This is a genomic window from Rhizobium aethiopicum, assembly GCF_900094625.1.
GTDB lineage: Bacteria > Pseudomonadota > Alphaproteobacteria > Rhizobiales > Rhizobiaceae > Rhizobium > Rhizobium aethiopicum.
In genome coordinates this window covers 42,775-68,516 of sequence record NZ_FMAJ01000005.1, presented here as the reverse complement: position 1 = coordinate 68,516, position 25,742 = coordinate 42,775, and the positions used below count along the sequence as shown (strand labels likewise).

At 59.8% G+C, this 25,742-nt stretch carries 25 protein-coding genes; 13 read left to right on the top strand and 12 right to left on the bottom strand.

The genetic code is table 11. The annotated features are described in order from the left end of the window. The first annotated feature begins 88 nt into the window (after nucleotides 1-88). Both GA0061105_RS12425 and GA0061105_RS12420 read left to right on the top strand, forming a co-directional pair. A complete protein-coding gene (locus tag GA0061105_RS12425) occupies nucleotides 89-1,537 on the top strand; it encodes an aspartate ammonia-lyase (RefSeq protein ID WP_092750390.1) in 1,449 nt (482 codons plus the stop codon). 19 nt (nucleotides 1,538-1,556) lie between these two features. Beyond that, entirely contained in the window at nucleotides 1,557-2,219 is a 663-nt protein-coding gene (locus GA0061105_RS12420; RefSeq protein ID WP_092750389.1) for an HAD family hydrolase, read from the top strand. A 257-nt stretch (nucleotides 2,220-2,476) separates the two neighbouring features. Here the strand turns inward: GA0061105_RS12420 and GA0061105_RS12415 are convergent, their stop codons facing one another. Further along, a complete protein-coding gene (locus tag GA0061105_RS12415; RefSeq protein WP_092750388.1) occupies nucleotides 2,477-2,860 on the bottom strand; it encodes a VOC family protein in 384 nt (127 codons plus the stop codon). 407 nt (nucleotides 2,861-3,267) lie between these two features. Here GA0061105_RS12415 and GA0061105_RS12410 point away from each other — a divergent pair, with 407 nt between their 5' ends. Continuing rightward, nucleotides 3,268-3,405, top strand: coding sequence for a DUF1127 domain-containing protein (locus GA0061105_RS12410; RefSeq protein WP_092750876.1), 138 nt, complete (start codon nucleotides 3,268-3,270; stop codon nucleotides 3,403-3,405). Nucleotides 3,406-3,785: 380 nt separating this feature from the next. Here GA0061105_RS12410 and GA0061105_RS12405 read toward each other — a convergent pair whose 3' ends face one another. The 3 genes from GA0061105_RS12405 to GA0061105_RS12395 all read right to left on the bottom strand — a co-directional run bounded on the left by GA0061105_RS12405 (nucleotide 3,786) and on the right by GA0061105_RS12395 (nucleotide 9,382). Beyond that, nucleotides 3,786-5,135, bottom strand: a complete 1,350-nt coding sequence (locus tag GA0061105_RS12405; RefSeq protein WP_092750387.1) for a glycoside hydrolase family 32 protein — start codon at nucleotides 5,133-5,135, stop codon at nucleotides 3,786-3,788. 201 nt (nucleotides 5,136-5,336) lie between these two features. Then, nucleotides 5,337-6,128 (bottom strand): Cof-type HAD-IIB family hydrolase, encoded by a 792-nt coding sequence (locus GA0061105_RS12400; protein WP_092750386.1) that lies wholly within the window; start codon nucleotides 6,126-6,128, stop codon nucleotides 5,337-5,339. A gap of 416 nt (nucleotides 6,129-6,544) precedes the next feature. After that, entirely contained in the window at nucleotides 6,545-9,382 is a 2,838-nt protein-coding gene (locus GA0061105_RS12395; protein WP_092750385.1) for an ATP-binding protein, read from the bottom strand. Between the two features lie 235 nt (nucleotides 9,383-9,617). On the opposite strand from GA0061105_RS12395, the gene GA0061105_RS12390 reads away from it, so the two are divergent. Beyond that, nucleotides 9,618-10,271 carry a response regulator transcription factor gene (locus tag GA0061105_RS12390; RefSeq protein ID WP_092750384.1) on the top strand — a complete coding sequence of 218 codons (654 nt, stop codon included), beginning with the start codon at nucleotides 9,618-9,620 and terminating at the stop codon, nucleotides 10,269-10,271. Between the two features lie 290 nt (nucleotides 10,272-10,561). After that, entirely contained in the window at nucleotides 10,562-12,085 is a 1,524-nt protein-coding gene (locus tag GA0061105_RS12385; RefSeq protein ID WP_092750383.1) for an aldehyde dehydrogenase (NADP(+)), read from the top strand. 269 nt (nucleotides 12,086-12,354) lie between these two features. On the opposite strand, the gene GA0061105_RS12380 is transcribed toward GA0061105_RS12385, so the two are convergent. Then, entirely contained in the window at nucleotides 12,355-12,570 is a 216-nt protein-coding gene (locus GA0061105_RS12380) for a hypothetical protein (protein WP_064692916.1), read from the bottom strand. Nucleotides 12,571-12,790: 220 nt separating this feature from the next. Here GA0061105_RS12380 and GA0061105_RS12375 point away from each other — a divergent pair, with 220 nt between their 5' ends. Continuing rightward, nucleotides 12,791-13,831 (top strand): alpha/beta fold hydrolase, encoded by a 1,041-nt coding sequence (locus tag GA0061105_RS12375; RefSeq protein WP_092750382.1) that lies wholly within the window; start codon nucleotides 12,791-12,793, stop codon nucleotides 13,829-13,831. A 71-nt stretch (nucleotides 13,832-13,902) separates the two neighbouring features. On the opposite strand, the gene GA0061105_RS12370 is transcribed toward GA0061105_RS12375, so the two are convergent. The 3 genes from GA0061105_RS12370 to GA0061105_RS12360 form a co-directional block, all read right to left on the bottom strand. Further along, nucleotides 13,903-14,370 (bottom strand): YybH family protein, encoded by a 468-nt coding sequence (locus GA0061105_RS12370; RefSeq protein ID WP_092750381.1) that lies wholly within the window; start codon nucleotides 14,368-14,370, stop codon nucleotides 13,903-13,905. Beyond that, entirely contained in the window at nucleotides 14,363-15,064 is a 702-nt protein-coding gene (locus GA0061105_RS12365) for a type 1 glutamine amidotransferase domain-containing protein (protein ID WP_092750380.1), read from the bottom strand. Before GA0061105_RS12365 ends, GA0061105_RS12370 begins: the two co-directional genes overlap by 8 nt. Nucleotides 15,065-15,229: 165 nt before the next feature. Further along, nucleotides 15,230-16,324, bottom strand: coding sequence for an NAD(P)H-dependent flavin oxidoreductase (locus tag GA0061105_RS12360; protein ID WP_092750874.1), 1,095 nt, complete (start codon nucleotides 16,322-16,324; stop codon nucleotides 15,230-15,232). 283 nt (nucleotides 16,325-16,607) lie between these two features. Between GA0061105_RS12360 and GA0061105_RS12355 the strand changes: the two genes are divergently transcribed. From GA0061105_RS12355 to GA0061105_RS12335, 5 genes are all read left to right on the top strand, one after another. Then, nucleotides 16,608-17,333: an SDR family NAD(P)-dependent oxidoreductase gene (locus GA0061105_RS12355; RefSeq protein ID WP_064692919.1), complete on the top strand. Its 726-nt coding sequence runs from the start codon at nucleotides 16,608-16,610 to the stop codon at nucleotides 17,331-17,333. Next, nucleotides 17,327-17,797, top strand: a complete 471-nt coding sequence (locus GA0061105_RS12350) for a RidA family protein (protein ID WP_092750379.1) — start codon at nucleotides 17,327-17,329, stop codon at nucleotides 17,795-17,797. The genes GA0061105_RS12355 and GA0061105_RS12350 overlap by 7 nt, the downstream gene beginning before the upstream one ends. Before the next feature lie 33 nt (nucleotides 17,798-17,830). Then, on the top strand, nucleotides 17,831-18,820 hold the full coding sequence (locus GA0061105_RS12345; protein WP_167358544.1) for an enoyl-CoA hydratase/isomerase family protein: 990 nt from the start codon (nucleotides 17,831-17,833) through the stop codon (nucleotides 18,818-18,820). A gap of 97 nt (nucleotides 18,821-18,917) precedes the next feature. Further along, on the top strand, nucleotides 18,918-19,469 hold the full coding sequence (locus GA0061105_RS12340; protein WP_092750378.1) for a hypothetical protein: 552 nt from the start codon (nucleotides 18,918-18,920) through the stop codon (nucleotides 19,467-19,469). A 17-nt stretch (nucleotides 19,470-19,486) separates the two neighbouring features. After that, on the top strand, nucleotides 19,487-20,122 hold the full coding sequence (locus GA0061105_RS12335; protein ID WP_092750377.1) for a cysteine hydrolase family protein: 636 nt from the start codon (nucleotides 19,487-19,489) through the stop codon (nucleotides 20,120-20,122). A gap of 88 nt (nucleotides 20,123-20,210) precedes the next feature. Here the strand turns inward: GA0061105_RS12335 and GA0061105_RS12330 are convergent, their stop codons facing one another. Next, nucleotides 20,211-21,020 (bottom strand): SDR family NAD(P)-dependent oxidoreductase, encoded by an 810-nt coding sequence (locus tag GA0061105_RS12330; protein WP_092750376.1) that lies wholly within the window; start codon nucleotides 21,018-21,020, stop codon nucleotides 20,211-20,213. 330 nt (nucleotides 21,021-21,350) lie between these two features. Between GA0061105_RS12330 and GA0061105_RS12325 the strand changes: the two genes are divergently transcribed. Next, nucleotides 21,351-22,019 (top strand): VOC family protein, encoded by a 669-nt coding sequence (locus tag GA0061105_RS12325; RefSeq protein WP_064692925.1) that lies wholly within the window; start codon nucleotides 21,351-21,353, stop codon nucleotides 22,017-22,019. A gap of 5 nt (nucleotides 22,020-22,024) precedes the next feature. Here the strand turns inward: GA0061105_RS12325 and GA0061105_RS12320 are convergent, their stop codons facing one another. From GA0061105_RS12320 to GA0061105_RS12310, 3 genes are all read right to left on the bottom strand, one after another. Then, entirely contained in the window at nucleotides 22,025-22,267 is a 243-nt protein-coding gene (locus GA0061105_RS12320; protein ID WP_064693214.1) for a tautomerase family protein, read from the bottom strand. Nucleotides 22,268-22,384: 117 nt separating this feature from the next. Continuing rightward, a complete protein-coding gene (locus GA0061105_RS12315) occupies nucleotides 22,385-23,098 on the bottom strand; it encodes an SDR family NAD(P)-dependent oxidoreductase (RefSeq protein WP_064693215.1) in 714 nt (237 codons plus the stop codon). A gap of 139 nt (nucleotides 23,099-23,237) precedes the next feature. Further along, complete coding sequence (locus tag GA0061105_RS12310; protein WP_064692926.1) at nucleotides 23,238-24,170, bottom strand: LysR family transcriptional regulator; 933 nt, start codon at nucleotides 24,168-24,170, stop codon at nucleotides 23,238-23,240. A gap of 160 nt (nucleotides 24,171-24,330) precedes the next feature. On the opposite strand from GA0061105_RS12310, the gene GA0061105_RS12305 reads away from it, so the two are divergent. Further along, a complete protein-coding gene (locus GA0061105_RS12305; protein WP_092750375.1) occupies nucleotides 24,331-25,617 on the top strand; it encodes an epoxide hydrolase family protein in 1,287 nt (428 codons plus the stop codon). The last annotated feature ends 125 nt before the right edge of the window (nucleotides 25,618-25,742 follow it).

The following is a 25,742-nucleotide window of genomic DNA, read 5'->3' as shown; positions in this document are numbered from 1 at the left end:
TTGAAGCGTTGCACCTCCCAGGCGGTTGTAGCTGGTGACGGACGGTTCCTCGTCACCAGCCTTTGTGATCAGGCATCGGAGATATTGCATGGAAGAAAGTTCACTTGTTCCAACCTCGGCCGAGACGCGAAGCGAATACGATTCGCTCGGTTCCGTCGACGTGCCGGCGGCCGCTTATTTCGGAGCGCAGACGGCCCGCGCGATGAGCAACTTCCAGATTTCCGGGATCCCGATCGGACACTACCCGCTGTTCATCAAGGCACTCGCCTTCGTAAAAAAGGCTGCTGCCGTTGCAAACTGCGAGCTTGGCGACCTGCCGGAGGACAAGCGTAATGCCATCGCACTTGCCTGCGACGATATCGCTGCCGGCCTTCTGATGGATCAGTTCAACCTCGACGTCTTTCAAGGTGGTGCGGGAACGTCCACGAACATGAACATGAACGAAGTCATCGCCAATAGGGCGCTCGAGCATCTTGGCCTGCCGCGCGGTCGCTTCGACGTCGTTCATCCTAATAATGACGTTAATCTTTCGCAGTCGACCAACGATGTCTATCCGACAGCTATAAGGCTCGCCGTTCTCCTAAGCTACAAGCAGCTCTCATCGTCGATCTCGGCTCTTGCCGATGCTTTCGAGGCCAAGGCGCATGAGTTCGGTGAGGTCGTTAAGCTCGGTCGCACTCAGCTGCAGGACGCCGTTCCGATGACCCTCGGGCAGGAGTTCATGGCCTTCGCTGTGACGCTACGCGAGGATATACAGAGGCTTGAAGATGCTGCTGCCCTGCTTCAGGAGGTCAATCTCGGTGGCACTGCAATCGGCACCGGTATCACCGCCGATCCCCGCTACGCCACTCTTGCAATCGCCGAACTCGCCAAGATTGCCGACGTGCCGCTCAAACCTGCAAGTGATTTCGTCGAGGCCTGCTGGGATACCGGCGCCTTCGTTCTCTTCTCTGGCACCTTGAAGAGAACAGCTGTCAAGGTCTCAAAAATCTCAAACGATCTTCGGCTGCTCTCGAGCGGCCCCCGCGGTGGCATGGGGGAGATCAGCCTCCCGCCGATGCAGCCCGGCTCATCGATCATGCCGGGGAAGGTCAATCCAGTCATTCCCGAAGTCGTCAATCAGGTTGCCTTTCAAGTCATCGGCGCGGATCTGGTCGTCACCCTGGCGGCTGAGGCCGGCCAGTTGCAGCTCAACGCGTTCGAGCCTGTCATTGTCTTTAATCTCTTGCAGTCAATGACGCTGATGACGAATGCTCTGCGAACGCTCGATGAGAAATGCGTACGCGGCATCGTTGCCAATGAGGAGCGGTGCCGTCAGAACCTCGAGGCGGGCACCGCGCTTGCGACGGCCCTGACGTCACTGATCGGCTATGAGCGTGCGGCGGCACTTGCCAAGGAGATCCTGGCGACGGGCCGGACCATGCGCGAAGTTCTGGAAGCCGACCATACACTGTCGCCAGAATTGATTGACCAGATACTGGACCCGAAGGCACTGACACGCCCCTCAAGGTTGCGGCTTAAGCCGAAAGCAAAGTAACCGTGAAGCGAGGCTGATATTGCGCAAGGCAATCGACAGGCAACCCGCAGCGATCATATTCGATTTCGACGGCGTCATCCTAGATTCGGCACGCGCGAAAACCCTGGCATTTGCCTCGTGCTACGAAGGCGAGGACGAGCGCAAGATCAAGTGTGTCATCGACTATCAGGAGCGAAACGGTGGTATAGGCCGACGGCAGAAATTCGAATATTTTGAACAACATGTTTTCGGCAGGAGTGTGGATCCAAAGCGGATCGACGATCTCTGCGAACGCTTCGCCTCGATCATCGACAACGCGATGATCGAGGCGCCATTCGTCAAGGGCGCAGAAGAGCTTCTTGAACGCCTGAACGGTCGTGTGCCTCTTCACCTTGTTTCGGGCATGCCGGACCTCGATCTTAAGCGTGTGCTTGAGCATCGCAGCCTCGTCCGATGTTTCGCATCGGTCGCCGGTTCGCCAAAGACCAAGATCGACGAATTCCGCAGGATCCTCGAAGGAGAGGGATGCGCTCCCGCAGAGGTGCTGGCGGTCGGCGACTCCCGAACCGAGTTTGACGCTGCCGTCGAACTCGGCATTCCCTTCCTGGCTGTGGTCGCTCCGGATGCGCCTGATTTCTTCCCACCAGGGACTGTGCGCTGCCGCGATCTTACAGAATTCCGGTCGCTTGTGCCGTTAGAGTAAACCATCGCCATCTTACCATCGTGCCAGCAAACGGTCGCCTGCGAACTTGACGAAGCATCGCGACCGACCCCGAAAGGGGAGGGACCCTGATGCCCGGCTTTGGTACTCACGTTGGCGGCGCTGCCGGCTGGCGCGCCGTCGCGAAGGCATCCTTGGAGGATCTCACTTCCTTCGGAATCGGCAGTGGCCGCAGTTGATCAATGGAGAACGACCGCGATGCCCTGCGTGGGACGCGTTCGCATACCGGATTTGTGGCTTTATGCGGTTATCTCGACGCGCGAGCCGTCGGGCGTGGCGATGACAGCTTCATAATAGCCGTCGCCCGTCATTCGTGGACCTGAAATCAGAATCCCGTCGGCTCTGCACCTTTCGGCCATTTCATCAACCGCCCCCTCACTTCCGAGAGAGACGGCGATGTGATCCCATCCGCACGCTTCCCGGTCCTGGTCGGCTTCGATCCAGGGCCCGGTCATAAGCTCGAGCTCGGCCCCATTGCCTGCAAACCTGATGAATCTGGAAACAAAGCCTTCCCGACGCTTGCTATGGTAGGCCCCGCCGATCTCAGCACCGAAATATCTCTCCCAAAATGCGACCTGTCGATCGAGATCGGGAGTCCAAAGGGCAGCATGAGCAATATGCAACTTATTTCCTCTCAAGTTTCAAACTTGCATCGAGCGTACGAATGAGCGGGCGCATGAAGGCCGGTGCACAGGAGTCTTTAGCGAATGCCTCGTGCACATCCGTCGAGCGACACGACGCCTCTCTTTCACCCACCATAGAGACGAATGTAAAATAGCGAAATGTGTTCGGTTGTTGCGCGGCGTCATTCGGGACGCGCCAGCCACCTCTAGCTCGACTAGGCATGCACCAACAATGACGCAGCTGCTGGTGAATTATTGCAGCTGGGTTGAGCGTCACGTGCGGCGAAGAGGTCACCATCAATCAAGCGTGGCCTGCGCCGAACGCATGCCTCTAATGCAGAGCAATGCGTTCAAAATGGGCAGAAAAATGCCTATATGTTCATCAACACCATACGGAGATGATCAGCATGAATATTCGTGAACGCGTAAAAAACTATGCAGCCAAGCGCCGCGCTATCCGCGAGCTGAGCGTCCTTGACGACCATGCGCTGGCAGATGTGGGCCTGCGGCGGGAAGATATCCGCAGCGCAGTGCAGGGCCGCTGATCTCGAGCCACTGATTTCTAAAAAACTCCGCCTCGGCGGAGTTTTTCGTGCCGTAACAAGCGCTGAGCGGCGAGCTGCTGGCTTGCCGTCGGATCTCAGTGCGATGGATAACCAAGCTCATTCATCGCCAGCTCGACAACCGATGCGGAACGCCATGCCGCAACTTATTCGATCGTGTCGAAGGCGTTCACGATCTGGCCTGAAATTGCGTCCCCCAATGCCGCAATCATGCTCAGCATCGTCGACTTGCCGCATCAGGAAGGCTCGACCTGAACGGTAGAGGTCCCGTTCTCTATCGTCGGATAAGTTTCGAAATCGCGTCGACGAAGCCGAATAATCCTGCGATCTTTAAATCGAAGCCGGACGGCTCCCAGTCGGTCTTAAATTTCAGTAAGAGTGACCGCGCCCGCCGGCGTATCGGGATAATAGACGTTTGTCGTCCAGATAAGCTTGTCGAGGTTAAGCTCGACGAGGCCATTATCGACGAACACCTCAAGTGTAAACGCCCCGAGATTACCGGCGTCGATATCATAATCATGCGCGAACTCGTTCATGTCGCCATAGGCGTCGCGAACCTGGCGGATGCGCGTGCGCCCATTCTTGTCGCGAACAAATGTAAACTGGGGACGATCGGCCCCGAACAAGCTCAGTGTCACCTGTGAGCCTGGCGCAAGAGAAATCGTCTCTTCGAGACGATAGGTTCCGGAAGCCGGCTGCGCTTGCCCGGAAGACAGGTCGATCGTCGAAAACGCACTCGATACGGATTCCGGCACGAGGGAGCTGAGACGCAGGCCGTCCGGTGTTTCCACCAAGCGGAGGTGGCGGGGCAGCGACATCAGCCCGCTGAATTCCTCCGCCGGTGTCTGCTGGGAATATTTCCAGTTGTTCGACCAGGCGAGCGCAAGCGGCGCATCCTTGTGGGCGCCGAAAAAGCTCTGAGCCGCATAATAGTCGCGGCCGTAATCGAGCCATAGCTCTGTCTCTCGAGGGTTTGAATTCGTGAAGGTTTTCCCGTCGAACTTGCCGATGAAATACATCGTGCCGGACCCCGGGGCATAAGCCTCATCGCCAATGCCGGCCACCAACACCCAATGCTTGCTGCCATCTGGTGCAACCATCGGCAACAGGTCGGGGCACTCCCACGGGCCACTCCCGTGACGGCCGTCTTCGTTGCCGAATTCGCTCTCGAAGGTCCAGTTAATCAGGTCCTCTGACGAGTGGAAGCCGATCGACTGTCCGATCGTTTCCCCATGGGCGAGTGCCATGATCCAGCGGCCGCCTTCTGCGTGCCAGAAGACCTTCGGGTCGCGGAAGCATCCCAGGCCTGAATTCTTTATGATCGGGTTGCTTGGTTCCTTCTCGAATTTCGAAAGCGCGCGGTCGGCATGAACGAGGCATTGCTGCTGAAAATCCTTTCCGGCTTCATCCAACCTGTGTGATGTATAGATCAGCTTGATCTTGCCGTCGTCTGTTTCAACCGCGCAGCCGGAGAAACATGTCCCGTTCCCGTCAGGAAAGAGCGCCACCTCATGTTGCTCCCAGTTTACCAGGTCGCGCGAACTGGAATGGCCCCAATGCATCGGCCCGTGATGGATGCTGTTCGGATCATGCTGGTAGAAGACGTGGTAGATACCATCGACTTTAATTAAGCCGTTCGGATCGTTGATCCATCCGTACTTGGCCGTCAGGTGCAGTTTTGGACGAAATTTCTCGGTGAGCGACGTTGACATATTTATCCGTTTACATTGGAGCCGTCATCCAGCGATGAATTGCTGATTGGCGACGAGGAAAGCAGATGACGGAGAGGGCCAGCAAGGCAGTCGCCTGACTTCGGAATTGCAAGCCCGGCGCCGGCACTTCGAATAAGCGCTCATCATCCGGACGACCGGTGGCGAAGCCACAGCATCGGCCGGAAAATGGAGTCGAGCCGCTTAATGCATTCTCGCCATCAACCAGTCGAGCACGACGGCCATTCCACCTTCGTCTGCATGCGGGCCGATAAAATGAGCAAAGTCCCTAATTTCGATAATTGCGTTCGCCACGGTAACAGGCGTACCGGCCCATCGTAGCAGGCTGAGATCGTTTTCGGCGTCGCCCGCGGCAGCGCAGAATCTCGGATCGAGTTTCAGGTGGTCGGCAATTTGCCGCGCCGCTGTGCCCTTCGAGACGCCAGTCGGAGTAATTTCGAGAAGCCTCCAATTCGAGCCCGTCATCTCGCATAACGGCGAAAAACGAGCCCGAAGGGCATCGAAGCCTCCCCCTTCAGGCAAGGGCCGTGCGCACATGATCTTGAAAGGCTGGCCGGGAAGATCATTGAGGTCGACCACTTCAAAGACGCTCTCGCCGGTGATTTCGGCCTCCCGCCGTACGAGAGGCGAGTTGTCCAGCGTAAAGATGGCATCATCCCGATACCACATGCTTGCTATCCCAAGACGACGCGTCTCCGCCATCACTGACAATGCAATCCTCCGCGCGATCTTTGCCTCCGAGATGGCAGCCTGCTCCAACGGTCTTCCGATCCACCCGCCATTGAAGCAGATGGCATAATCGATGCCGAGTGCACGGCAGATCGGCGCAACACCGTTCGGTGAACGCGCGGTCGCGAGAACGGCTTGGATACCGCGTTTGCGTGCGTCGGCGAAACCACGCACGACTGGCTCGGGAAGAGCATAGTCGGTGGTCAGAAGGGTTCGATCAACATCTGAAAAGAGGGTTGAGATCATGTTGCCTACGTGATTAGAGCCGTGTGAGCATGCCTATGCTGCAATCACAGTAAGCGCAAGCGAAAACGTTTACCAAACTGGCGCCCTCGCCGGCACATTTATGAGCATGAGCGGGTATATAGCAATCAAATTGCCATTATTTGTTGTCCGAACTAGAAATTCCGACGTAAACGTTTTCTCATTAGACGGAGTTTTGACATTGTCATCGCTCCCGAGACCTTCCATTGAAGTTTTGGTTCCATAAAACATCGATATGCCGTGCGAGGGAATCGCCTGGGCATTTTTCGGTCCCTTCAACTGCATGGAACGCAGAATGACAGAGTCACTGATTCTGCTTTTATCAGGAGCAATTGAGGCAAGTGTTTCGATACACTCTTGGCAGCCCCAAGGGCGGCTCAGGATGAGCTGGTCGTTCCCTAAGGCGAGTCGATCAACGCTTTGGCCCTGCGCAAGATCGGGTTGGTAAGGCCCTCTGTAAACCGTTGAACGATAGGGAAGAGAACGCTCTTGCTGTCCCCGTCATGTTGTCTCGCCTTACGGAAGTCGACAAGGCTCAGGGCCGCAATCAGTTCCCAATATATCGCTTCCTGCTGCGAAGCTTCCGACATGGCTCGCAGGAAGAGGTCATCTATCGTCGCCGGCGCGCTCGACCCTAGATCCCTGAGCACCTCACCCCTTCTCCTCAGTATCTCCGGGTTCATCCAGAGGTAACCGCATTCGCGCGCAAACACCGATGCCTTTCCGAGCTCATCGAGCGCTTCATCGTATCGTCCCAAGGCCTGCAGCGCCGCGGCGAGTTCGCAAAGGAAAGTGGGGTAGAACAATAGGTATGAAGCTTCGCGCATCTCCGCGAGGCCGGCGCGAAGGTCTTCAACGCTCGCGGAGGCATTCCGGAGCCTGCGCGCAATTGCTCCCCTGACGCTCGTGCCGACGGCCTTAAAGGGCCGAAGGCCATGTTGGGATGCCTGCCGCGACAGCTCTTCGCCCCAGGCTTTCGCCCGGTCTAAATCGTCGAGGCTGAGCGCGACGAACGAGGCGGACCAAGCGAGCGCAACGCACAGGACAAAGGGCTGCCCGGTTTGCCGGGCCTCGTCAATTGCCTGCTCCGCGGTTTCCGCCGCCTGCTCCAGCTGGCCGCGGGAGATGAGGTTGACCGTGTTGTGAGACAAGGAAGAGGTGCGGACATCCGCTTCCAGTCTCAGCAGATCGGTCTTGCGGTGCTCGACGGGATAGTTCGCCGCGGCCCAACTCAATCGATCGCCTGCCTCCCGGTGCCGCGCCTGATAAGTTTGCGGGATACCAACCAACCATGAAGCGGTGGTCCGTCCGTGCAGGTCTCGCTCGTCGAGCGTGGCCTCGTATTCCTGCGCAAATGTCAACGCGTCTTCCAGCCTCGCCGACCTCGCAGAAAAGAGCCACAAGCCACAGGTGACGCGCTGGCGGTAGTCAGGGTCGTTGAGGCTTCTTGCCAGGTGCAGCGCGCCGATGAGCACCTCTTTCCCGCGGGGATTCATCCCCTGCGTGTAAATCAGGGCGTAACCGAGCGCACAGCGCAAGACCATCTCGGTGCGGCTTCCATTCTCATCACCGAGCCGGGCGAGTGCACGCTCTGCCCAGTCGCCGGCTTCCGATACCAGCGAGATCGCCGTCCAGAAGTCACTCGATATCGCAGCGAGCTTGGCGCCAAGCGGACCCTTGCCGCCCTCGGACAATGCCCATCGCAGGGCCGCTCGCAAATTGTCGATCTCGCGTCGATAGTGCGTGATGTTCTCGATGGCCGCCGAAAGCGTGCGCCGCTCCGAAAACGGTTTGAAGAATTTAAGAAAATGCTTCGCAACCTTGCACATCGTCCGGCGAAAATCTTCGCCGTCGCCGAGCTTCTCGAGCGAATAGACGCGTACCGTCTCCAGCAGACGCCAGCGCGGTGCATTTTCCGATCCGTCGAATGTGATCAGGGATTTGCTGACGAGGTTGGATATGGCCAGCGCCGTTTCCGCATCCCCTTCACCGCTCACGGCCACGGCGGCATCCAAAGTGAAGCCCCCGGAAAACACCGCCAACCTGCACAATAGTTGGCGCTCGGACTCCGGCAGGAGCTGATAGCTCCAGTCCAGGGCTGCTCGCAGCGTTTGATGACGGGGCAAGGCGGTCCGGCGACCGCCCGTGAGAAGAACGAACCGGTCGTCGAGGCGCCCGGCGATCTGCTGTATTCCAAGGGTGGCAGCGCGGGCCGCCGCCAGTTCGATTGCTAGCGGGATGCCGTCGAGATGCCGGCAGATATCGGCGATTGTTGAGAGCTTCTGCTGGTCTGGCTCGAAATCCCATTGAAGCGCCCGTGTGCGAGCAACAAACAGCTGGATGGCGCTGTGTTCTGCGGCACTGACCGCTTCTCCACTGTCCGGCACCTCCAATGGCGGCACACGGTAGGCGAATTCTCCTTCTATTCGGAGCGATTCTCGGCTCGTCGCAATAACCGTCACATTTGGGCATATTCGCAGGATCGTGTCGATCATGGCGGCGGCTGCGTCAATGACATGCTCGCAGTTGTCGATGACAAGCAGAACCCGGCGTGCGCCGACGGCGCGCGCGACCGCCTCTGCCGAGATTTGATCGCTCTGAAGCTTCAGGTCGAGAGCTTGGGCGACGGTCGTCGGAACTAGCCCAGGCTCCGCCAGCGAGACAAGTTCCACAAAGATTGCGTCGCCACCGAGCTGCGGCAACAGATGACGCGCCAACTCAGACGCGAGCACTGTCTTGCCGATGCCGCCAGGACCGGTCAGCGTGACGACGCGATATGCCGAGGTCAGCGTCAGAAGTCTGCGCAGGGCACTCTCGCGCCCAACCAGTTCGGAGGTGAGTGCTGGAATGTTCGACACAGGCCGGGTTTCCAGTGACGGCGTGTCGGTTGTCGCAATCTGCGCCGCGGCAGATGGACGATCGGATTTCCACTGACCGATCAGCCGATAACCCCGGCCCGAGATTGTCTTCAGCAGGTCCCGGTCTTTCCCCAGCGCCTTCCGGATCGCCGAAATATGGACCTGGATCGTATTGTCCTCCACAACAAGGCCAGGCCAGACGCGTCGCATGAGATCGTCCTTGGTGACGGCCTCTCCCGAGGCTGTCGCCAGCACCTCCAGGATGTCGAAGGCGCGGCTGCCCAGAGGCACCGGAGCCCCGAGAGCACGGAGTTCCCGCTTTGCAAGATCCAGCTCCCAGCCCGAGAACTCGAATAGACTTCGTTCTATCTGTCCCAAGCTTATCCGATCTCTCTTGCCAAAGCCGCGAAAAAGAGGCGCTTGAACTGGAGAACGCGCCTGCTTGTACAACAATGCCTGCTGCCCAAGCAGATATATTTCAGGATATTTCAGATTCGCTCAAGCGACTTAAGTCGCGTTCGCAGTCATCCCGCTCTAGAAGAGAGGACAGGTCCCGCACCGCATCGGCGCAACATTCCTGGACCGCCAAGATCACAAAGAGAAGGAGGATGGCATGTATAGTGGCAGTCTACTTCAGTTCCCCGCAAAAAAGATAGCATCGCCGGCGGAAGACGCACCCGTCGTATGCCTCGTGAGCGATGATCCGCTATCCCACCGATCTCTCGAGGAAGAGATCCAAGGGCTCGGCTGGCGGCCGGCTAGCTTCAGTTCTGCACGGGCTTTCCTCACCCATGCTCGGGATGCGCGCTTCGCCTGCGTTATCATCGACACTGCCGTGCCCGATCTCGACGTGGACGTCCTTACCCTCCTCATTTGCCTGCAGGCAGTTCGTCACCCAGTGATCGTGCTGACGTCCGAGGGCGATTCCCAGGTGACGTTGACTGCCACGCGCTATCCGGTGACGTTTCTGCCGAGACCGTCCAGCACGGACAATGTCCTCGAACTGATCAGCTCTTCCGTTGAGGCGACCATCTCGATGAGCCAGCTGGATTGCCGATATCAGACACTTTCGGCGCGCGAACGCCAGGTCATGCAGTTCGTCGTCGAAGGCCTGCTGAACAAGCAAGTCGCATATAAATTGAATATCAGCGTGATCACGGTAAAAGCTCACCGCGGACAGGTCATGAGGAAGATGAAGGCACGCTCGCTGCCGGAGCTGGTTAATATGGCGGCGAAGATTGAGCCGGGCCTTTGCGCCGCATGCTGAATGCCGCCACGGATACTTAAGTGTAGTTATAAACGCGCGCCGATCAGTATAATCTCTTCTACGTCGCCCTCCTCGACCAGGCGATGCGCCTGAACAGCGACAGTGCTCCCGCGTCCTCCCCTCCGCCGGAGCGCGCGGATCCTCAAGGTCCGCCAGGGGCCGTCTCCGTCCGCCCGGAGACGGCCTTTTCTTCATGCGGCCGTCAGTCGCGCGCCCGCGATAGCGGGCCATAGTGACAGGGACGCTTTCAGTTCCTATATCAGCCCCGACAGTTTGAAAGGAAATCGATCATGACAATCAACGGAAACCTGCTCGTTGCGGGAACGCAAAACCGTGGCTCAAACGGTGAGTTTCATGGCATCGAAGCGGCCACCGGAAAGCCACTTCCGGTTTCCTTCGGTGGCGCTTCGCCCGAAGATGTCGAGCAGGCCGCCGAGCAGGCATGGCAGGCCTTCGCCTCCTACCGCGAGACCGATCTGGAAGTCAGAGCAAAATTTCTGGAAAAAATCGCCGAGGAAATCGAAGCCATTGGCGATGATCTCGTTGTCCGCGCGATGGCGGAAACCGGGCTTCCCCGGGGAAGGCTGGAGGGAGAGCGGGCGCGCACGACCGGCCAGCTCCGCCTGTTCGCCAGAGAGGTGCGTGAAGGCCGTTTCCAGGAGCTGCGTTTCGATGCGGGCGATCCTTCCCGCAAACCCTTTGCGAAGCCGGATCTCAGGCTCAGAAACGTACCGCTCGGCCCCGTGGCGGTCTTTGGCGCCTCGAATTTTCCGCTCGCTTTCTCCGTTGCCGGCGGCGACACGGCGTCCGCGCTGGCCGCTGGCTGTCCGGTCGTCGTAAAGGCCCACTCGGCGCATCCGGGCACCTCGGAGCTGGTCGGCCGGGCAGTGCAGCGGGCAGTCGCAAGCGCAAGCCTCCATCCGGGAACCTTCTCGCTGCTGTTCGACACCGGCTTCGAAGTCGGTCAGAAATTGGTGGCGGATCCCAGGATCCGGGCGGTCGGCTTTACCGGCTCCCGCCGCGGTGGAACGGCACTGATGGAAATCGCATCGAAGCGCAAGCAACCCATCCCCGTCTATGCCGAAATGAGCAGCATCAACCCGGTCATCCTCTTTCCCGGCGCGCTGAATACCAGGGCAATCGATATTGCTGCCAGTTTCGTGACGTCGCTCGTCCTGGGCGCCGGCCAATTCTGCACAAACCCAGGCCTGATCCTCGCCGTCGACGGCGCTGGACTTGACGCCTTCGTTGCACGGACAGCCGAGCTGCTTCCGGATGTCGCGCCTCAGGCAATGCTGACGCCGTCGATCGCAAAGGCCTATTGCGACGGCGTTGCCAAGCTCAGGCAGCATTCAGAGGTGCGGGCGGTTGCATCGGGCAGGCCCGGCAGCGAATTTGAAGGCACGGCGGCTCTGTTCGAGACGTCGGCGGAAGCCTTCCTCGCGCATCACGAGCTTCAGGACGAGGTCTTCGGCGCCGCCGGCCTCGTTGTTCGTTGCAGGGATTTCCAGCAGCTCGAGGCAGTGCTGGAAGAGCTGGAAGGCCAGCTCACCGTCGCGCTCCATATCGCGGACGAGGACGAAGCCGCAGCACGCCGACTGATCCCCACGCTGGAAATGCTCGCAGGCCGGCTGCTCGTCAATGGTTTCGGAACCGGGGTGGAAGTGTCTCCCGCCATGGTCCATGGCGGACCTTATCCAGCAACGGCTGACGGACGATCGACATCCGTGGGAACGCTGGCGATTTATCGGTTCCTGCGGCCGGTGTCCTATCAGGACTTCACGAAGGCCCTGTTGCCGGCAGCGCTTCGATAGCGACAGGAGCGGCGGTCGTTTGTCTCGACAGGCGACCGCCGCTAATTGCCTGGCAGAAGACGGCGAAGCTCGCCGGCATCGTCAATTCCATTCTGATATAAGACGACCAGGCGACGCGCCGCGTCCTTAGCCTCAGGTCCCTGATGCTGGCAGCTTCTGGCTTTGCAGTATTCCCTGAGGAGGTCCCGGATCATTGAGATCGTCTCCGGTCCGAGCGGACGGCCACCCCAATCAAATTCCCGATACATGGATCTGTGTCCCATAGAGGATCAGGCTGGATTGCGTGTGACGATGCAACCGGAAAAGCACGCCGTCCCCTCTTTGTCCTGCGTCTGCTCGGGGTCGGCTGGCGCTGCCGGAACCCAGACGCGGGTCGCCTGCACGGGCTGCCCCACGAACACCAATGCGGCGATCAGCGCTGCCATCGCAAGCAGAATAGCGAAGCCCGGAAAGATCGAGCCCCGTCCTTGGTCATCATCGTACATCGTCCTCTCCTGTGCTCCGCGTCAAAGATTGAAGACGAGTATGTCGATGGGCTGCCGGCCTCGCAGCTGCACATAGGTATCGCCTACACCTTGGTATGACCGATACCTTCGTTCAGTAGCGACCCCTTGTGCCGCCCTTCACACTCTTTCCGTCAACGGCGCGTGCCGCAGCCTCTCCTCCGGAAGGCTTGCTGGTGCGCATATTTTTGGAGACGGAACAATGCGGAACATCGAAATCGCGAACCTGACACGCCGGACATTCGGCAGTGTCGCTCTCGGGCTGACGGCGGCAGGAATTCTTGGAGAGATGGCTGGCGCGGCGCATGCGGAGCAACCGGCCTCTGCCCCGACCGCCGAGTGGGCGCTGAACGCTGGCGAACGGATTGATGCCGGAGACCTCAACATCGCCTATGCGGCGCTCGGCCCTGCCGATGGCTCGCCGGTTCTGCTCCTGCATGGCTGGCCCTACGATATCAACAGCTTCGCGAAAGTGGCTCCGATACTGGCCGACCGCGGGCACCGGGTCATCGTTCCCTTCCTCCGCGGCTATGGCGGCACGTCGTTCCTGTCGGCAAAAACGAAACGCAACGGCCAGCAGTCGGCGCTCGCCCTGGACGCAATCAAGCTCATGGACGCCCTGAAGATCGACAGGGCGACGGTTGCCGGCTTCGACTGGGGAGCTCGCACGGCGGATATTGTCGCCGCACTCTGGCCGGAGCGGTGCAGGGGCCTCGTCTCGGTCAGCGGCTATCTCGTGGGAAGCCAGAGCGCCGGAAAACAGCCGCTGCCCCCATCCGCGGAGCTGCAGTGGTGGTACCAATATTACTTTGCCACGGAGCGCGGGCGTGAGGGATACGAGAAATATACCAACGATTTCGCGAAGCTCATCTGGAGACTGGCTTCGCCGCGTTGGAATTTCGATGATGCCACGTTCGAGCGGAGCGCGGCCGCCTTTTCCAATCCCGATCACGTCGCCATCGTCGTCCATAACTATCGCTGGCGGCTGGGCCTAGCCGAGGGAGAAAAGCGGTTCGACAAATACGAGCAGAAGCTCGCCACCGGCCCCGAGATTACCGTGCCGACCATCACGCTGGAAGGAGATGCCAATGGCGCGCCGCATCCGGACCCTAAGGCCTATGCGGCGAAATTCAAAGCAAGGTACGAGCATCGCGACATCGGCGGCGGCATTGGACACAACCTCCCGCAGGAAGCCCCTGAAGCCTTTGCCAAGGCTGTCATCGACGCCGATTCCTGGGCTTAGTCGCGAGCAAGAGCCGACGCAACTGTTCCACGCGCATATTCGCGCGTGGAACATTCGATTGGAACTTGCAATCAATTGGCGGCAAAGATCAGCCGCTGATAAGCAGCCAGCATTGTCGGATCCTCGACCGATCCATGATGATGGAGCTGACGCCACCGGCTATCAATCCGGACGAACCAGCGCGTTGTGCGAAAAGCAAGGTCCAAGCGTGTTTCCGGCGTCCAGCAGACGCCGCGCTCGCGGCCGACGAAGAGATGCCAGTCTTCTCCTCCCTGACTGGTGAAGTCATGGAAAGTCACATTGACCCTGGCTGCGCCGCCGAAGAGCTTGGCGTATCCCTCGGCGATCGACGCCCAGCCGCGCCTTATCCCGCCGATCGGATTATCCATGCTGGGCGCCTCGCCGTCGAACCAGACAGCCTCAAGCCCTTTCATGTCACCGGAATTGAACGCATGGTAAAAATCGATGAGGACGTCGAGAGGACCGCCGTCGCCGACCCTCCTTTCGTTGCCTGAGATTTCGGGCGGATGCTCAAGCATTGGAAGGCACGTATTCGTTTTCGAGAAGGTGCAGGAGCGAGTGCGCCGCGGCCGTGGACGATGCCGGGTTCTGCCCAGTGATCAGGAGGCCGTCGACGATCGAAAAACTTGCCCAGTCTTCGGCCTTCTCGTACCTGCCGCCGAGCGCCTTCAGATCATCCTCGACCAGGAAGGGCACGACCTTCGTCAGCTGAACGGCCTCCTCCTCGCTGTTGGCGAAGCCAGTCACGCGCTTTCCCTTGACGATGGGTTGGCCGTTATGGGTGACGTGATGGAAGACGGCCGGAGCGTGGCAGACAGCAGCCACAGGTTTGCCAGCATTATAGAAATCCTCGATCAGCGAAATGGATTTGCGATCCTCGACGAGATCCCACATCGGGCCGTGCCCGCCGGAATAGAAGACCGTGTCGAAATCCTTGGCATCGACGGCGTCGAGCCGCACGGTGGCGGCAAGGACCGATTGAGCGTCCCTGTCCTCTTTGAAGCGCGCCATGGCAGGCGTCTGATTGCCAGGTTCGTCGCTCTTCGGATCAATCGGAGGCTGCCCGCCTTTGGGCGAAGCGACGACTATCTGCGCGCCGGCATCCTTGAAGACGTAATAGGGCGCGGCGAACTCTTCCAGCCAAAACCCCGTCTTGCGTCCGGTGTCGCCAAGACGATCATGCGAAGTCAGAACCATCAGGATCTTGCTCATCGTTCTCTCCATTGAGACGTTGTGAAGGCGTGCGGCGCCTTTCCGGTCGCTGGCGAAGCTATCAGCCGTAGTCTGTATGCCGTCGACGTACTTACCTTGCGCATGAGTGACGATGGGTTCCATTGCACTATGGTGTCGCCGGCGGCAGGAAAATCGAACTGCTGCTCAGTCTTTGCGGGCTCTAGAATGCGCATCGAGGACTGCGATGGCGTCGTCATAGAGCGATCTCGTGAGTTCGCCGGCCGGCAGGTGTTTCGCGAGCCTCGCCGACTGTCCCGCCCACAGGTTGGTGAAGTCGTCGCTCCCCTTGCCCTCCGCCGTCGCCCGGATGGCCGCAAGGGCCGCCCCTGCCGTCGGAAACGGCGGCGCGATATCGGAAATCGGCCCGAGTTCGCGCATGATCCGGTTGACGACCCCGCGTGCCGGCCGCCCGGTGAAGAGGTTGGTGATCGCCGTGCTGGCATCGCCTGCGTGGCCGAGCGCTGCCGCGTGCACGGCCGGTATCTTTGCCTCGGGGCTGAAGAGATAGGCCGTGCCGATCTGGACTGCCGACGCGCCGAGCATCAATGCTGCCGCCACACCCCGACCGTCGGCGATACCGCCGGCGGCGATGACGGGAACTCGCACCGCATCGACGACCTGCGGGACGAGAGCCATCGTCCCGACCTGCGTGGACATGTCGTTCGTAAGAAAATTGCCGCGATGGCCGCCGGCCTCGAGGCCCATGGCAATCACCGCGTCGACGCCATTGTCTTCCAGCCAGACCGCCTCCTCCACAATGGTTGCCGAGGATATGATCTTGGCGCCGGTGGCCCTCACGCGCTCGACCAGCCGCGGCCCCGGAAGGCCGAAATGGAAACTGACGACGGCTGGACGAAACTCTTCGACGACATCGCAGAACGCATCGTCGAAGGGCGCCCGGCCCGAACCGGAGACGGGAACGGCGGGATCAAGCCCGAGCTCCCGGTAATAAGGCGCGAGCGCCGAACGCCATTTCATCTGCGCAGCCGGATCGTCCGCCGGCGTCGTATGGCTGAAGAAGTTCACGTTGATGGGAGCAGCCGTCTCTTCATTGATGCGCCGAAGCGCCTCCCGCAGCTGCTCGACGGAATATTGCGCGCTCGGCAGCGAGCCGAGACCACCAGCCCTGCAGGTCGCGATCACCATGTCGACCGTGGTCGAACCGGCCATGGGTGCCTGAATGATGGGAAGTTCAATTCCGAAAAGATCGAGAATTCGACGGTCGTGCCAGGCTGTCATATCGGACTCCATTCGAAGCATTACGCTCGCGGGTGATATCCTTCTCCGCATCACCGGTCCATCGCACCTTGGTATTCCCGGCGCCGACCGATCCAAAGGTATCGGCGACACCTTGGTGCAATAGCTCCCCAGTGCCTTTGGCGCGAAAGTCTGCACCGAGCGGCATGACAATCAATTCCTGCCCTTCGGCCAAGCCCGCTCAAACGGATTTCCTACCAATGAGACGCCCCGGTTCATCCCCTGGTGACGGGATCTCGCACGCAAACAGAACGGAGCCACGGGAATGAGTATACACAAGACAGTCGTCATCACAGGCGCTTCGCAGGGGATCGGTGCGGGCCTCGTGAAAACGTTTCTCGACAAGGGCTGGAACGTCGTCGCGACATCAAGGCGCATCAGCCAAACGACCCTCTTCGATCGGGCCGGGCGACTTGAGCTGATCGACGGGGACGTCAGCGACCCTGAGACGGCAGAGCGTGTGGCCCTGACGGCACTCGAACAGTTCGGCTCAATCGACGTGCTGGTCAACAATGCGGGCATCTTTCTGACCAAGCCGTTTCTCGACTACACCATCGAGGATCTTCGGCGTCTGTCGGCGACCAACGTCGAGGGCTTCCTCCATTTCACCAAACAGGCCGTACGGCAGATGCTCCGCCAGAAGGCCGGCGGCAGCATCATCACCATCACCTCGTCCCTGACCGATCACCCGATTGCCGGCGTGAATGCATCGCTGGCGATGATCACCAAGGGTGGCCTCAACGCGATCACCAAAAGCCTGGCGCTCGAATTTGCCGGCGACAATATTCGTGTGAATGCCGTTTCTCCGGGCATTGTCGACACGCCGATGCACGCGACGGATTCGAAAGACTTCCTGAAATCTCTCTCGCCCATGGGCACGATCACCGCGGTCCAGGAAATCGTCGACGGTGTCGTCTATCTCGCGGAATCGTCCAACATCACCGGGGAGGTGCTGCACGTCGACAACGGCGCACATCTCGGTAAATGGTGACGCCGAGCGCAGAAGCGCGGCTGCGGGAACTCGCGCTCGTGCTGCCTCCTCCGCCGACGCCCTTCGGCGCTTACGTCGAGACGGTTCAAGCCGGCCCCCTGCTGTTCCTGAGCGGCATGCTCCCCGTCGTCGGGCACGTGCCGAAATATCTGGGGCGGCTTGGTGAAGATCTCTCTGTCGAAGAGGGTTACGACGCCGCGAGAACGGCGTGCCTCAGCGGATTGTCGGCCGCCAGAGCGCATCTTGGATCTCTCGACAGGATCAGGACGATCGCCAAGCTCGGCGTCTACATCGCAACCACCAGTGATTTCCGCGAGCACCCTAAGGTCGCCGATGGCGCTTCCGAGCTGCTTTCCCGGATCTTCGGGGAAACACGGGTTCCACCTCGCATCGTACTCGGCGTTTCAAGCCTGCCGCTTGGAATGCCGATAGAGGTCGAACTCGTCCTCGAGATCGAAACCTAGCGAACACTTCGCTCAATTTCCATGGAGCCAGTCATGAACGTAAAAATGCAGAAATCGACCACATTCGCGACCCTGTCATCGCAGTTTCTCGCCGCTGCGGCGCTGCTGATGCTGCCGGCGCCCGCACTTGCCGGGCAAACGCTCGTCGCGGAGAAATCCGACCGCGCGTCTGAGGTCACAGCTCAGTCGGCCAAAGAGCGGCCGCAGATCAGGATCGACAAGCGGTCGCCCGCCTATTGGCGCGTCACTTTCGACAATCCTCCCTTCAACATCTTCGGTCCTGAAACCATTCCGCAGATGGAAAAAGTCGTGGCGGAGATCGAGACCGATCCGAAGCTGAAGATCGTCGTCTTCGACAGCGCCGTGCCGGGCTTTTTTCTCACCCACTACAACTTCACCCCGCCGCTTGCAGAATCGACCAGCCTCCCCTCGGGGCGGACGGGTCTCCATCCTCTTCCCGATATGCTGGTGCGCATCAGCAAGGCGCCTGTCGTTTCCATTGCGCTGATCCGCGGCCGGGCGACGGGAGTGGGAAGCGAACTCGCCCTTGCGAGCGATATGCGTTTCGCCAGCCGGGAGAAAGCGATCCTGTCGCAGTGGGAAGTCGGGGCCGGTTTCGTGCCGGGCGGCGGACCGATGGCTCGCCTCCCACGGCTTATGGGGCGCGGCAGAGCGCTGGAAGTTTTGCTCGGCTCCGACGATATCAACGGTGATCTGGCGGAGAAATACGGCTACGTCAACCGCTCCTTTGACGACGACAAGCTCGATCCCTTCGTCGACGCTCTTGCCGCAAGGATTTCCGGTTTCGATCGCCAGGCAATCGCAGACACCAAACGCCTGGTGGATTTCGCCAGCCTGCCGTCGGATCCGGAGATCGGGGCCGGCTGGGATGCCTTTATCTCGTCGGTGCAGCGCCCCGTTGCGCAGAAGAACATCGGCCGCCTGATGGAGATGGGTTTGCAGACCAACCCCGATATCGAAGCGCGGCTTGGGCACTACACCCAGACTTTAGGCAACGACTAGGCCGAACCGCTGCCCCGCAGCGCTACGGCCGCGGACAGCGATACCGAGCCGGTTCGATTGCCCTGCACAGCATCACTAACAGCTATGGAGAGATCACATGCACAGCATCGAAAATCAGATTGTCGATTCAAGTTTCTCTGCGATTGTCAACGCGCCGATCGAGCAGGTAGACATTCCGACATGGTGCTTCACTTTGCCGGAGAAGGAGTATCAGCTCTGCTCGCCTGCGCACATCGCCGCAGGTTTTACGACGGCCCCGGACGGCACACGGATGTCGATCAATGTCGAAACGATCGGCGGGAGCCTGATGGTGCAGCACTACACCGAGACCCTCGGCGAAAAGGACCATCTTATCCTCGACTCTGATTCGGATGTATTCACGCCGAACGGCCGGCTTACCATTCACGTCACCTGGGAACTGAGCGTGAAGAAAATCGACGCGCAACGATGCGAGTTCACTAATCGCGTCAGGTCCTACGCGACCGACGAAATGATGGCTTTCCTGGATCGGCAGGGCATTCCTTTCGAGGTCTTCCGGGCCCAACGGCAGCCCATGTCCATCGCGCACAACCAGGGTGAAACACCGCTTTTTGCGGCAAGCGTCGAACGGGCCGCCTTGCGCAATGGTCCATCGACAAAAGCGGCCTGACCTCTAGGAGAATTGCGATGACACAACTATCGTTCAACCGGAACAATACCGGATTGCTCGTTGTCGATCCCTATAACGACTTTATCTCGGAAGGGGGAAAGATCTGGCCTCGGATCAAAGAGGTGGCCGAGGCGAACGGCTGCGTTCCGCACATGCTCGAAGTGCTCAACGCCGCGCGGCAAGCGAGGCTGCGCGTCTTCTACGCCATGCACCACCGCTACCGGCCCGGCGACTACGAGAACTGGAAATACGTGGCTCCGATCCAGCGCGCGGCGTGGCATCGCAGGAGTTTCGAATTCGGTACCTGGGGTGGCGAGTTTCGCGCAGAATTCGTGCCGCAGGCCGGCGAAGTCGTGGCCTCGGAGCACTGGTGCTCAAGTGGTTTCGCAAATACCGACCTCGATCTCGAATTGAAGCGGCATGGGGTCCAGAGGATCATCGTGATCGGCCTCGTCGCCCACACCTGCATCGAGGCGACTGTGCGCTATGCCGCAGAGCTGGGCTACGACGTGACGGTGGTGAAGGACGCCGTTGCAGACTACTCTCAGGAGATGATGCATGCCGCGCTCGAGGTCAACCTGCCGAACTACGCGAGCGCAATCGTCGAGACGAAGGAAGTCGTCGCTGCTCTCTCGTTGACCGAGGAAGCGTAACCAAACCGAATGTCAGAAACCATCCGGCGAGCGTTTCCACCGCTCGCCGGATGTTTTTTGATGAATGGCCCAGCGCCCGGTGCCGTCGCTACGAAGCCATCGCCGGCACTTTGTAACGCGCTGCCGGGATGCTCCTGGACAGATTTGGGATCAGTCTCTGCCTCGCCGCTTCATAGGCGTTCCAGTCTTCGGCGTCCGGAACGGACGGAAGAGTGATCAACTCGCCGATGTCCAGTCCGGCAAGTGCGGCATCGACCGCGTCCTCCGCCTTCATCACGATGTCGTCGGGCAGCCGGTCCAATGAACCGCCGGACGCATCCCAGAACGGCGTCTCCACCGCCCCCGGAAGAACCGCCTGAATTCGGATATTCTTGTCGGCAAGCTCCTTCTGCAGCGAGAACGTCAATCCGATCACGAACGCTTTCGTCGCGCCATAGACGCCATTTAGGATTTCAGGAGCGATGCCCAGAGCGGAAGCCATGTTGACGATCGTCCCGCCGCCGCGTGCGACGAATGCGGGTGCGACTGCGTAAACCAAGCGGGTGAGCGCCGTGACGTTCAGATTTATCATTTGCTCCATCGCCTCCACGTCCGACATGAGAAGCGGCTCGACGGCTCCGACACCCGCATTGTTCACGAGCATTGTGATCGACGGGTCGGTCCGAAGTGTCTCTTCCACCCGTAAGAGGTCATCCCTCCGGCCAAGGTCTGCGCGCACGGCCGAAACTTTCCGTCCTGTGGACGCCGACACGCTCTTTGCCACCTTGGCCAGCGCATCCTCGCTGCGAGCCACAAGGATGAGGTCGTAACCGCGGCGGGCCAGCCTGTCGGCATAGATAGCACCCAACCCCGAAGAGCCACCCGTGATCAGCGCCGTGCCTTTGTCTGAAATTGCCATGAACTTTCTCCTTCTTTGCTTTCCGAAAAACGGTTGCCTCCCGAACGGAGCCGGCATGCCGGCTGGGTCTGCCCTGGAGCGGGATGGCGTGTTTCAGCACCGGATGTCGCAGGCGAGGCAATGGGCTCTGCCGTGACCGGAGCTGGTCCCCTAGTTGGGATCATGGCATTGGCGAGCGCTATTGCACGATGGTATCGGCGCTACCTTTGGATGGTCGTCTGACCCTTGGGCGACCGACACCTTGGCACAATGGACAGTTGCCCCCACGCAAGCGCATCGTCTCCGACATGGCGGCAAGGACCGCATGCAAATTCACAACAGGAGATCGAAATGACCATTGATGACGCAATGAATCCAAGAGCTGCCGCCTTGAGCGACATCGACATGAAGCTCGAAGTCGTTGTCATTCCCGTCTCAGACGTCGACCGTGCCAAGGCATTTTATACCGGGCTTGGCTGGCGGCTCGATGCGGATGTTCCCGGCTCGGACGGGTTCCGCGTCGTACAGGTGACGCCGCCTGGATCTCCATGCTCGGTGATCTTCGGATCGAAGATCACCTCGGCCCTGCCGGGGTCAGCGCAGGGGCTTCATCTCATCGTATCCGACATCGAAATGGCTCATGCCGCATTGGCCTCTCGAGGCGCCGAAATGAGCGGTGTGTTCCATGACGCCGGCGGCGTCTTTCACCACCGTGGCAGCGAAGAAAGACGGGCCGGTCCCCATCCCACACGTGCCAGCTATGGTTCTTTTGCCTCGTTCAGCGATCCGGATGGAAACGGCTGGGTCTTTCAGGAAGTCACGACGCGACTGCCTGGCCGGATTGATGGAAACGGTGCGGCATTCGCCTCTGTCAATGATCTCGCCGGCGCCCTTCGTCGTGCCGCTGCGGCCCATGGCGACCATGAGACGCGTACCGGAGGCAAGCACGACGAGAATTGGCCGGATTGGTATGCGCAATACATGGCCGCAGAGCAATCCGGCGCTGCGCTTCCGACCTGACGGGTTCAGCCGGCCGGAGGTTTATCCGCAAGGATCCTGCGGTAATCTGCGGTCGGTAGGCCACCCCAGCCCCAGTTGTCGAGATCGATTTCCTCGATCACGACATAAGTCGACTCCAGCGGTTTGTTCAGCACGTCGAGCATCACCTGACTGACGCCCGCAATGATGCGCGCCTTCTCCTCGGCTGTCACCGACGACCGATCAGGCGTGGTTCCCTCCCGAGTTACCTGTACTGTGACGATTGGCATGATCATTCCTTTCGACTTCTGTAATTCCGTTCATTCGGCGAAGGGGGCCTGCTTGCTTGCAGGCCCCCCGGAAGAGGTGGATAGGAGCGTCACCTCCTCGGGCTGGCGTCGCAACGCTTACCAGCGGCCCGCGTTCTGCCCGCCGTCGACGTGAAGGATTTCGCCCGTGACGAACTGTGCGCCTTCGAGGTAGATCACAGCGTCGACGATATCGCCGATCTCGCCCATCCGGCCGACCGGATGAAGGGCAGACATTGCCTCATGGGTTTCCGGCGCGTGCATCGGCGTCTTGATGATGCCAGGCGATACAGCGTTCACCCGAACGCCCGTCTTGGCAAACTCGATCGCCAGTTCCTGCGTCACCGAGTTCAAGCCGCCCTTCGTCAGCGATGCAAGTGCCGCGGGCACTCCTGCTATCGGCTGGTTCACGAGGCTGGTCGTGATATTGACGATGTGCCCTGAGCCCTGTTGCAGCATCACTTTTGCAGCCCGCTGGGTGATATGGAAGAAGCCCGAAATATTGACGCCGAAGTTCAAATCGAAATCTTCCTGCGTGAAGTCGACAAAGGGCTTGGCAACGAATACGCCGGCATTGTTGACGAGTGCGTCAATTCGGCCGAAGCGATCAATGGCTTCCCGCACCACGCGCTCGGCCGTTTCCGCTTTCGCGATGTCGCCAGCAACGGCGTGCACCCCGGTGTCCGAATTTTGCTCGATCGACCGCGACGTGGCGACGACGTTGTAGCCGCGATCCCGGTAAGCCTTGACCAGAGCCTCTCCGATGCCTTGTGAGGCACCGGTGATGATGGCGACCTTCTGTTGACTGCTCATGATTTGCATCCTTTCAAGTGCTCGGCCATCTGTCAGGCCGCGCCCACGCCCTCTGGCGTCGGTAGGACTTATTTAGAAGCAATCATTCACCGGGAGAATTGCCGACGATAGGCTGACACTCAACCGATTTTCGGCATAATCAATTTGTAGAGCCAGCCTCGGATGCGATACGTCCTAAATCCAGCCTCAGTTTAGGGACGGCGAAATCCATGAAGGCGCGCACCTTTGGAACAGCTGTTCGGCCTTGCGGCGAGAGAAGATGCACCGGCAGGGCCGGGGGTTCGTAATCCTCAAGCACGATCTGCAGGCGGCCATCCCGGACGTATTCCGCTACGTGATAGGAGTAGAGCCTTGTGACCCCTATTCCCGCCGCGGCGGAAGCAGCTGCGGCGCGGACGCTGTTGACGACGTAGCGCGGCGTGAAATGCACTGTCCTTGGGATGGTTCCCCCAGCGGCCGGGCTAAAGCTCCAGGATTCAAGACCGAAATTCGAGAATGCGATGATGTGGTGGCCTGAAAGGTCTGAAGGCTCCGCTATCGCGGGATTATCCGCCAGGTACTCACCCGAAGCCACGACCACCCGCCTGACATCGCCGCCGACGCGCGTAGAAATATGCGTGGAGTCCGTGAGGTTTCCGATCCTCAGCGCGATGTCGACACCCTCGTCGATCAGATTGACGAATCTGTCGAGCATCAGAAGCCGGACCGAGACAGTCGGATGTCTCTTTAAGAAGCTGTCGAGGACCGGCCGAAGAACTTCCTCCCCAAGGATTGGCGGGGCCGAGATCGTCAGGACGCCGCGGGGAGACGAGCGTTCGGCGCCGGCGATGATATCTGCCTCCTCTAGGTCGATGAGGACCCGGCGGCATGCCTCGACATATCGCTGCCCCGCTTCGCTGAGCCTCAGGCTTCTGGTCGTGCGGTGCAGCAACTCGACGCCGACATGCTGTTCAAGCAAGCCAAGCGCGCGGCTGATTGCGGTTGGCGAACGCTTGAGCTTGCGCGCCGCGCCCGCCAGGCTTCCTTCTTCCACGGCCGTGACGAAGACCTTCATTGCGTCGATGCGATCCATTCCTCAACTCCGCAGACTCCATGCCTGCGCAGTCATCCTAGGATTTTCCGTTCAGGTAAAGAGACCCAGCCAAAGGTATCGCCGACACCTTGGTGCAATAGATTGAGGCCGCAGCAAGTGGAAAGCTCTCCGAAGTGCCACATCGTCACAGGAGATCGCCATGTCGTCTACCGAAAATCTCGTTACCCGCAGAAACCTTCTGGCCGGCGCCGCTGTCGCCGGCGCACTCAGCGTCTTGCCGCACTCGATAGCATTCGCCGATAGCGGCAGCGAAGAAATCCGCCCCTTCAAATTCAAGGCAAGCGAAGAGCAGCTTGCAGATCTCCGCCGCCGGATTGCGGCAACGCGCTTTCCTGAACGAGAAATCGTCGATGACAGTTCGCAGGGCGTTCAATCCGCAACCATCGAGAAGCTGGCGGAATACTGGGTGGAGAACCACGACTGGCGAAAAATCGAAGCCAGGCTCAACGGGTTGCCCCAGTTCATCACGAAGATCGACGGCGTCGATATCCATTTCATCCACGTCAAGTCGAAGCACGCCGGCGCTCTGCCGATCATCGTAACGCACGGATGGCCGGGCTCGATCATCGAGCAGATCAAGATCATCGAACCTCTGACGGATCCGACAGCACATGGCGGCACGGTATCCGATGCTTTCGACGTCGTCATCCCGTCGATTCCAGGTTACGGATTCTCGGGCAAGCCGACCGAAAAGGGCTGGGACCCGATCCGCATTGCGCATGCATGGATAGAGCTGATGAAACGTCTCGGCTACACCAGATACGTGGCGCAGGGCGGCGACTGGGGCGATGCCGTGACCGAGCAGATGGCACTGATCGCCCCGCCCGAACTTCTCGGCATCCATGTCAACATGCCGGCAACCGTACCGGATGACATTGCCGCGGCTCTGCAGCCCGGCGGCAAGAAACCGGAGGGATTGTCGCCGGACGAGTCGCATGCCTACGATCAGCTCGACGACTTCTACACCCATGGTCTCGGATATGCGATCGAGATGGCAAACCGGCCCCAGACGCTGATCGCCATCGCGGACTCTCCGGTCGGGCTCGCCGCCTGGATGATCGACCATGATATCCGCAGCTACGAGCTCATCGCGCGGATTTTCGACGGAAAGACGGAGGGCCTCAGTCGTGATGATATCCTCGACAACGTGACCCTCTACTGGCTGACGAACACCGCGGTTTCCTCGGCGCGGCTGTACTGGGAGAACAAGCTTGCGTTCTTTCAACCGAAGAACGTCAAGATACCGGTGGCGGTCAGCGTCTTTCCCGACGAGATTTATGCGGCGCCTCGAAGCTGGACCGAAAAGGCTTATCCGAACCTGATCCACTTCAACAAGCTGGCCAAGGGCGGCCACTTCGCCGCCTGGGAGCAGACCGAAGTGTTCTGCGAGGAGCTGCGGGCCGCTTTCCGCACCGTTCGCACCTAACCTTCGACAATTACTCTAATCAAAGCCGGACTCAATGGAAGCTTGAGTTCGGCTTATCTCTACAGAGCACCTGCATGCAGAGTTCCCCGTATTGGCGCTTGATTCAAGGCTCATCGGAAAGGCGT

What these genes read in the sequence shown, in the direction of transcription:
- GA0061105_RS12375 (WP_092750382.1), top strand. Translation starts at nt 12,791, where the DNA reads ATGCGGAACATCGAAATCGCGAACCTGACACGCCGGACATTCGGCAGT.
- GA0061105_RS12345 (WP_167358544.1), top strand. Translation starts at nt 17,831, where the DNA reads ATGAACGTAAAAATGCAGAAATCGACCACATTCGCGACCCTGTCATCG.
- GA0061105_RS12425 (WP_092750390.1), top strand. Translation starts at nt 89, where the DNA reads ATGGAAGAAAGTTCACTTGTTCCAACCTCGGCCGAGACGCGAAGCGAA.
- GA0061105_RS12355 (WP_064692919.1), top strand. Translation starts at nt 16,608, where the DNA reads ATGAGTATACACAAGACAGTCGTCATCACAGGCGCTTCGCAGGGGATC.
- GA0061105_RS12305 (WP_092750375.1), top strand. Translation starts at nt 24,331, where the DNA reads ATGTCGTCTACCGAAAATCTCGTTACCCGCAGAAACCTTCTGGCCGGC.
- GA0061105_RS12390 (WP_092750384.1), top strand. Translation starts at nt 9,618, where the DNA reads ATGTATAGTGGCAGTCTACTTCAGTTCCCCGCAAAAAAGATAGCATCG.
- GA0061105_RS12325 (WP_064692925.1), top strand. Translation starts at nt 21,351, where the DNA reads ATGACCATTGATGACGCAATGAATCCAAGAGCTGCCGCCTTGAGCGAC.
- GA0061105_RS12320 (WP_064693214.1), bottom strand. Translation starts at nt 22,267, where the DNA reads ATGCCAATCGTCACAGTACAGGTAACTCGGGAGGGAACCACGCCTGAT.
- GA0061105_RS12380 (WP_064692916.1), bottom strand. Translation starts at nt 12,570, where the DNA reads ATGTACGATGATGACCAAGGACGGGGCTCGATCTTTCCGGGCTTCGCT.
- GA0061105_RS12410 (WP_092750876.1), top strand. Translation starts at nt 3,268, where the DNA reads ATGAATATTCGTGAACGCGTAAAAAACTATGCAGCCAAGCGCCGCGCT.
- GA0061105_RS12310 (WP_064692926.1), bottom strand. Translation starts at nt 24,170, where the DNA reads ATGGATCGCATCGACGCAATGAAGGTCTTCGTCACGGCCGTGGAAGAA.
- GA0061105_RS12370 (WP_092750381.1), bottom strand. Translation starts at nt 14,370, where the DNA reads ATGCTTGAGCATCCGCCCGAAATCTCAGGCAACGAAAGGAGGGTCGGC.
- GA0061105_RS12330 (WP_092750376.1), bottom strand. Translation starts at nt 21,020, where the DNA reads ATGGCAATTTCAGACAAAGGCACGGCGCTGATCACGGGTGGCTCTTCG.
- GA0061105_RS12350 (WP_092750379.1), top strand. Translation starts at nt 17,327, where the DNA reads ATGGTGACGCCGAGCGCAGAAGCGCGGCTGCGGGAACTCGCGCTCGTG.
- GA0061105_RS12405 (WP_092750387.1), bottom strand. Translation starts at nt 5,135, where the DNA reads ATGTCAACGTCGCTCACCGAGAAATTTCGTCCAAAACTGCACCTGACG.
- GA0061105_RS12340 (WP_092750378.1), top strand. Translation starts at nt 18,918, where the DNA reads ATGCACAGCATCGAAAATCAGATTGTCGATTCAAGTTTCTCTGCGATT.
- GA0061105_RS12335 (WP_092750377.1), top strand. Translation starts at nt 19,487, where the DNA reads ATGACACAACTATCGTTCAACCGGAACAATACCGGATTGCTCGTTGTC.
- GA0061105_RS12315 (WP_064693215.1), bottom strand. Translation starts at nt 23,098, where the DNA reads ATGAGCAGTCAACAGAAGGTCGCCATCATCACCGGTGCCTCACAAGGC.
- GA0061105_RS12365 (WP_092750380.1), bottom strand. Translation starts at nt 15,064, where the DNA reads ATGAGCAAGATCCTGATGGTTCTGACTTCGCATGATCGTCTTGGCGAC.
- GA0061105_RS12360 (WP_092750874.1), bottom strand. Translation starts at nt 16,324, where the DNA reads ATGACAGCCTGGCACGACCGTCGAATTCTCGATCTTTTCGGAATTGAA.
- GA0061105_RS12400 (WP_092750386.1), bottom strand. Translation starts at nt 6,128, where the DNA reads ATGATCTCAACCCTCTTTTCAGATGTTGATCGAACCCTTCTGACCACC.
- GA0061105_RS12385 (WP_092750383.1), top strand. Translation starts at nt 10,562, where the DNA reads ATGACAATCAACGGAAACCTGCTCGTTGCGGGAACGCAAAACCGTGGC.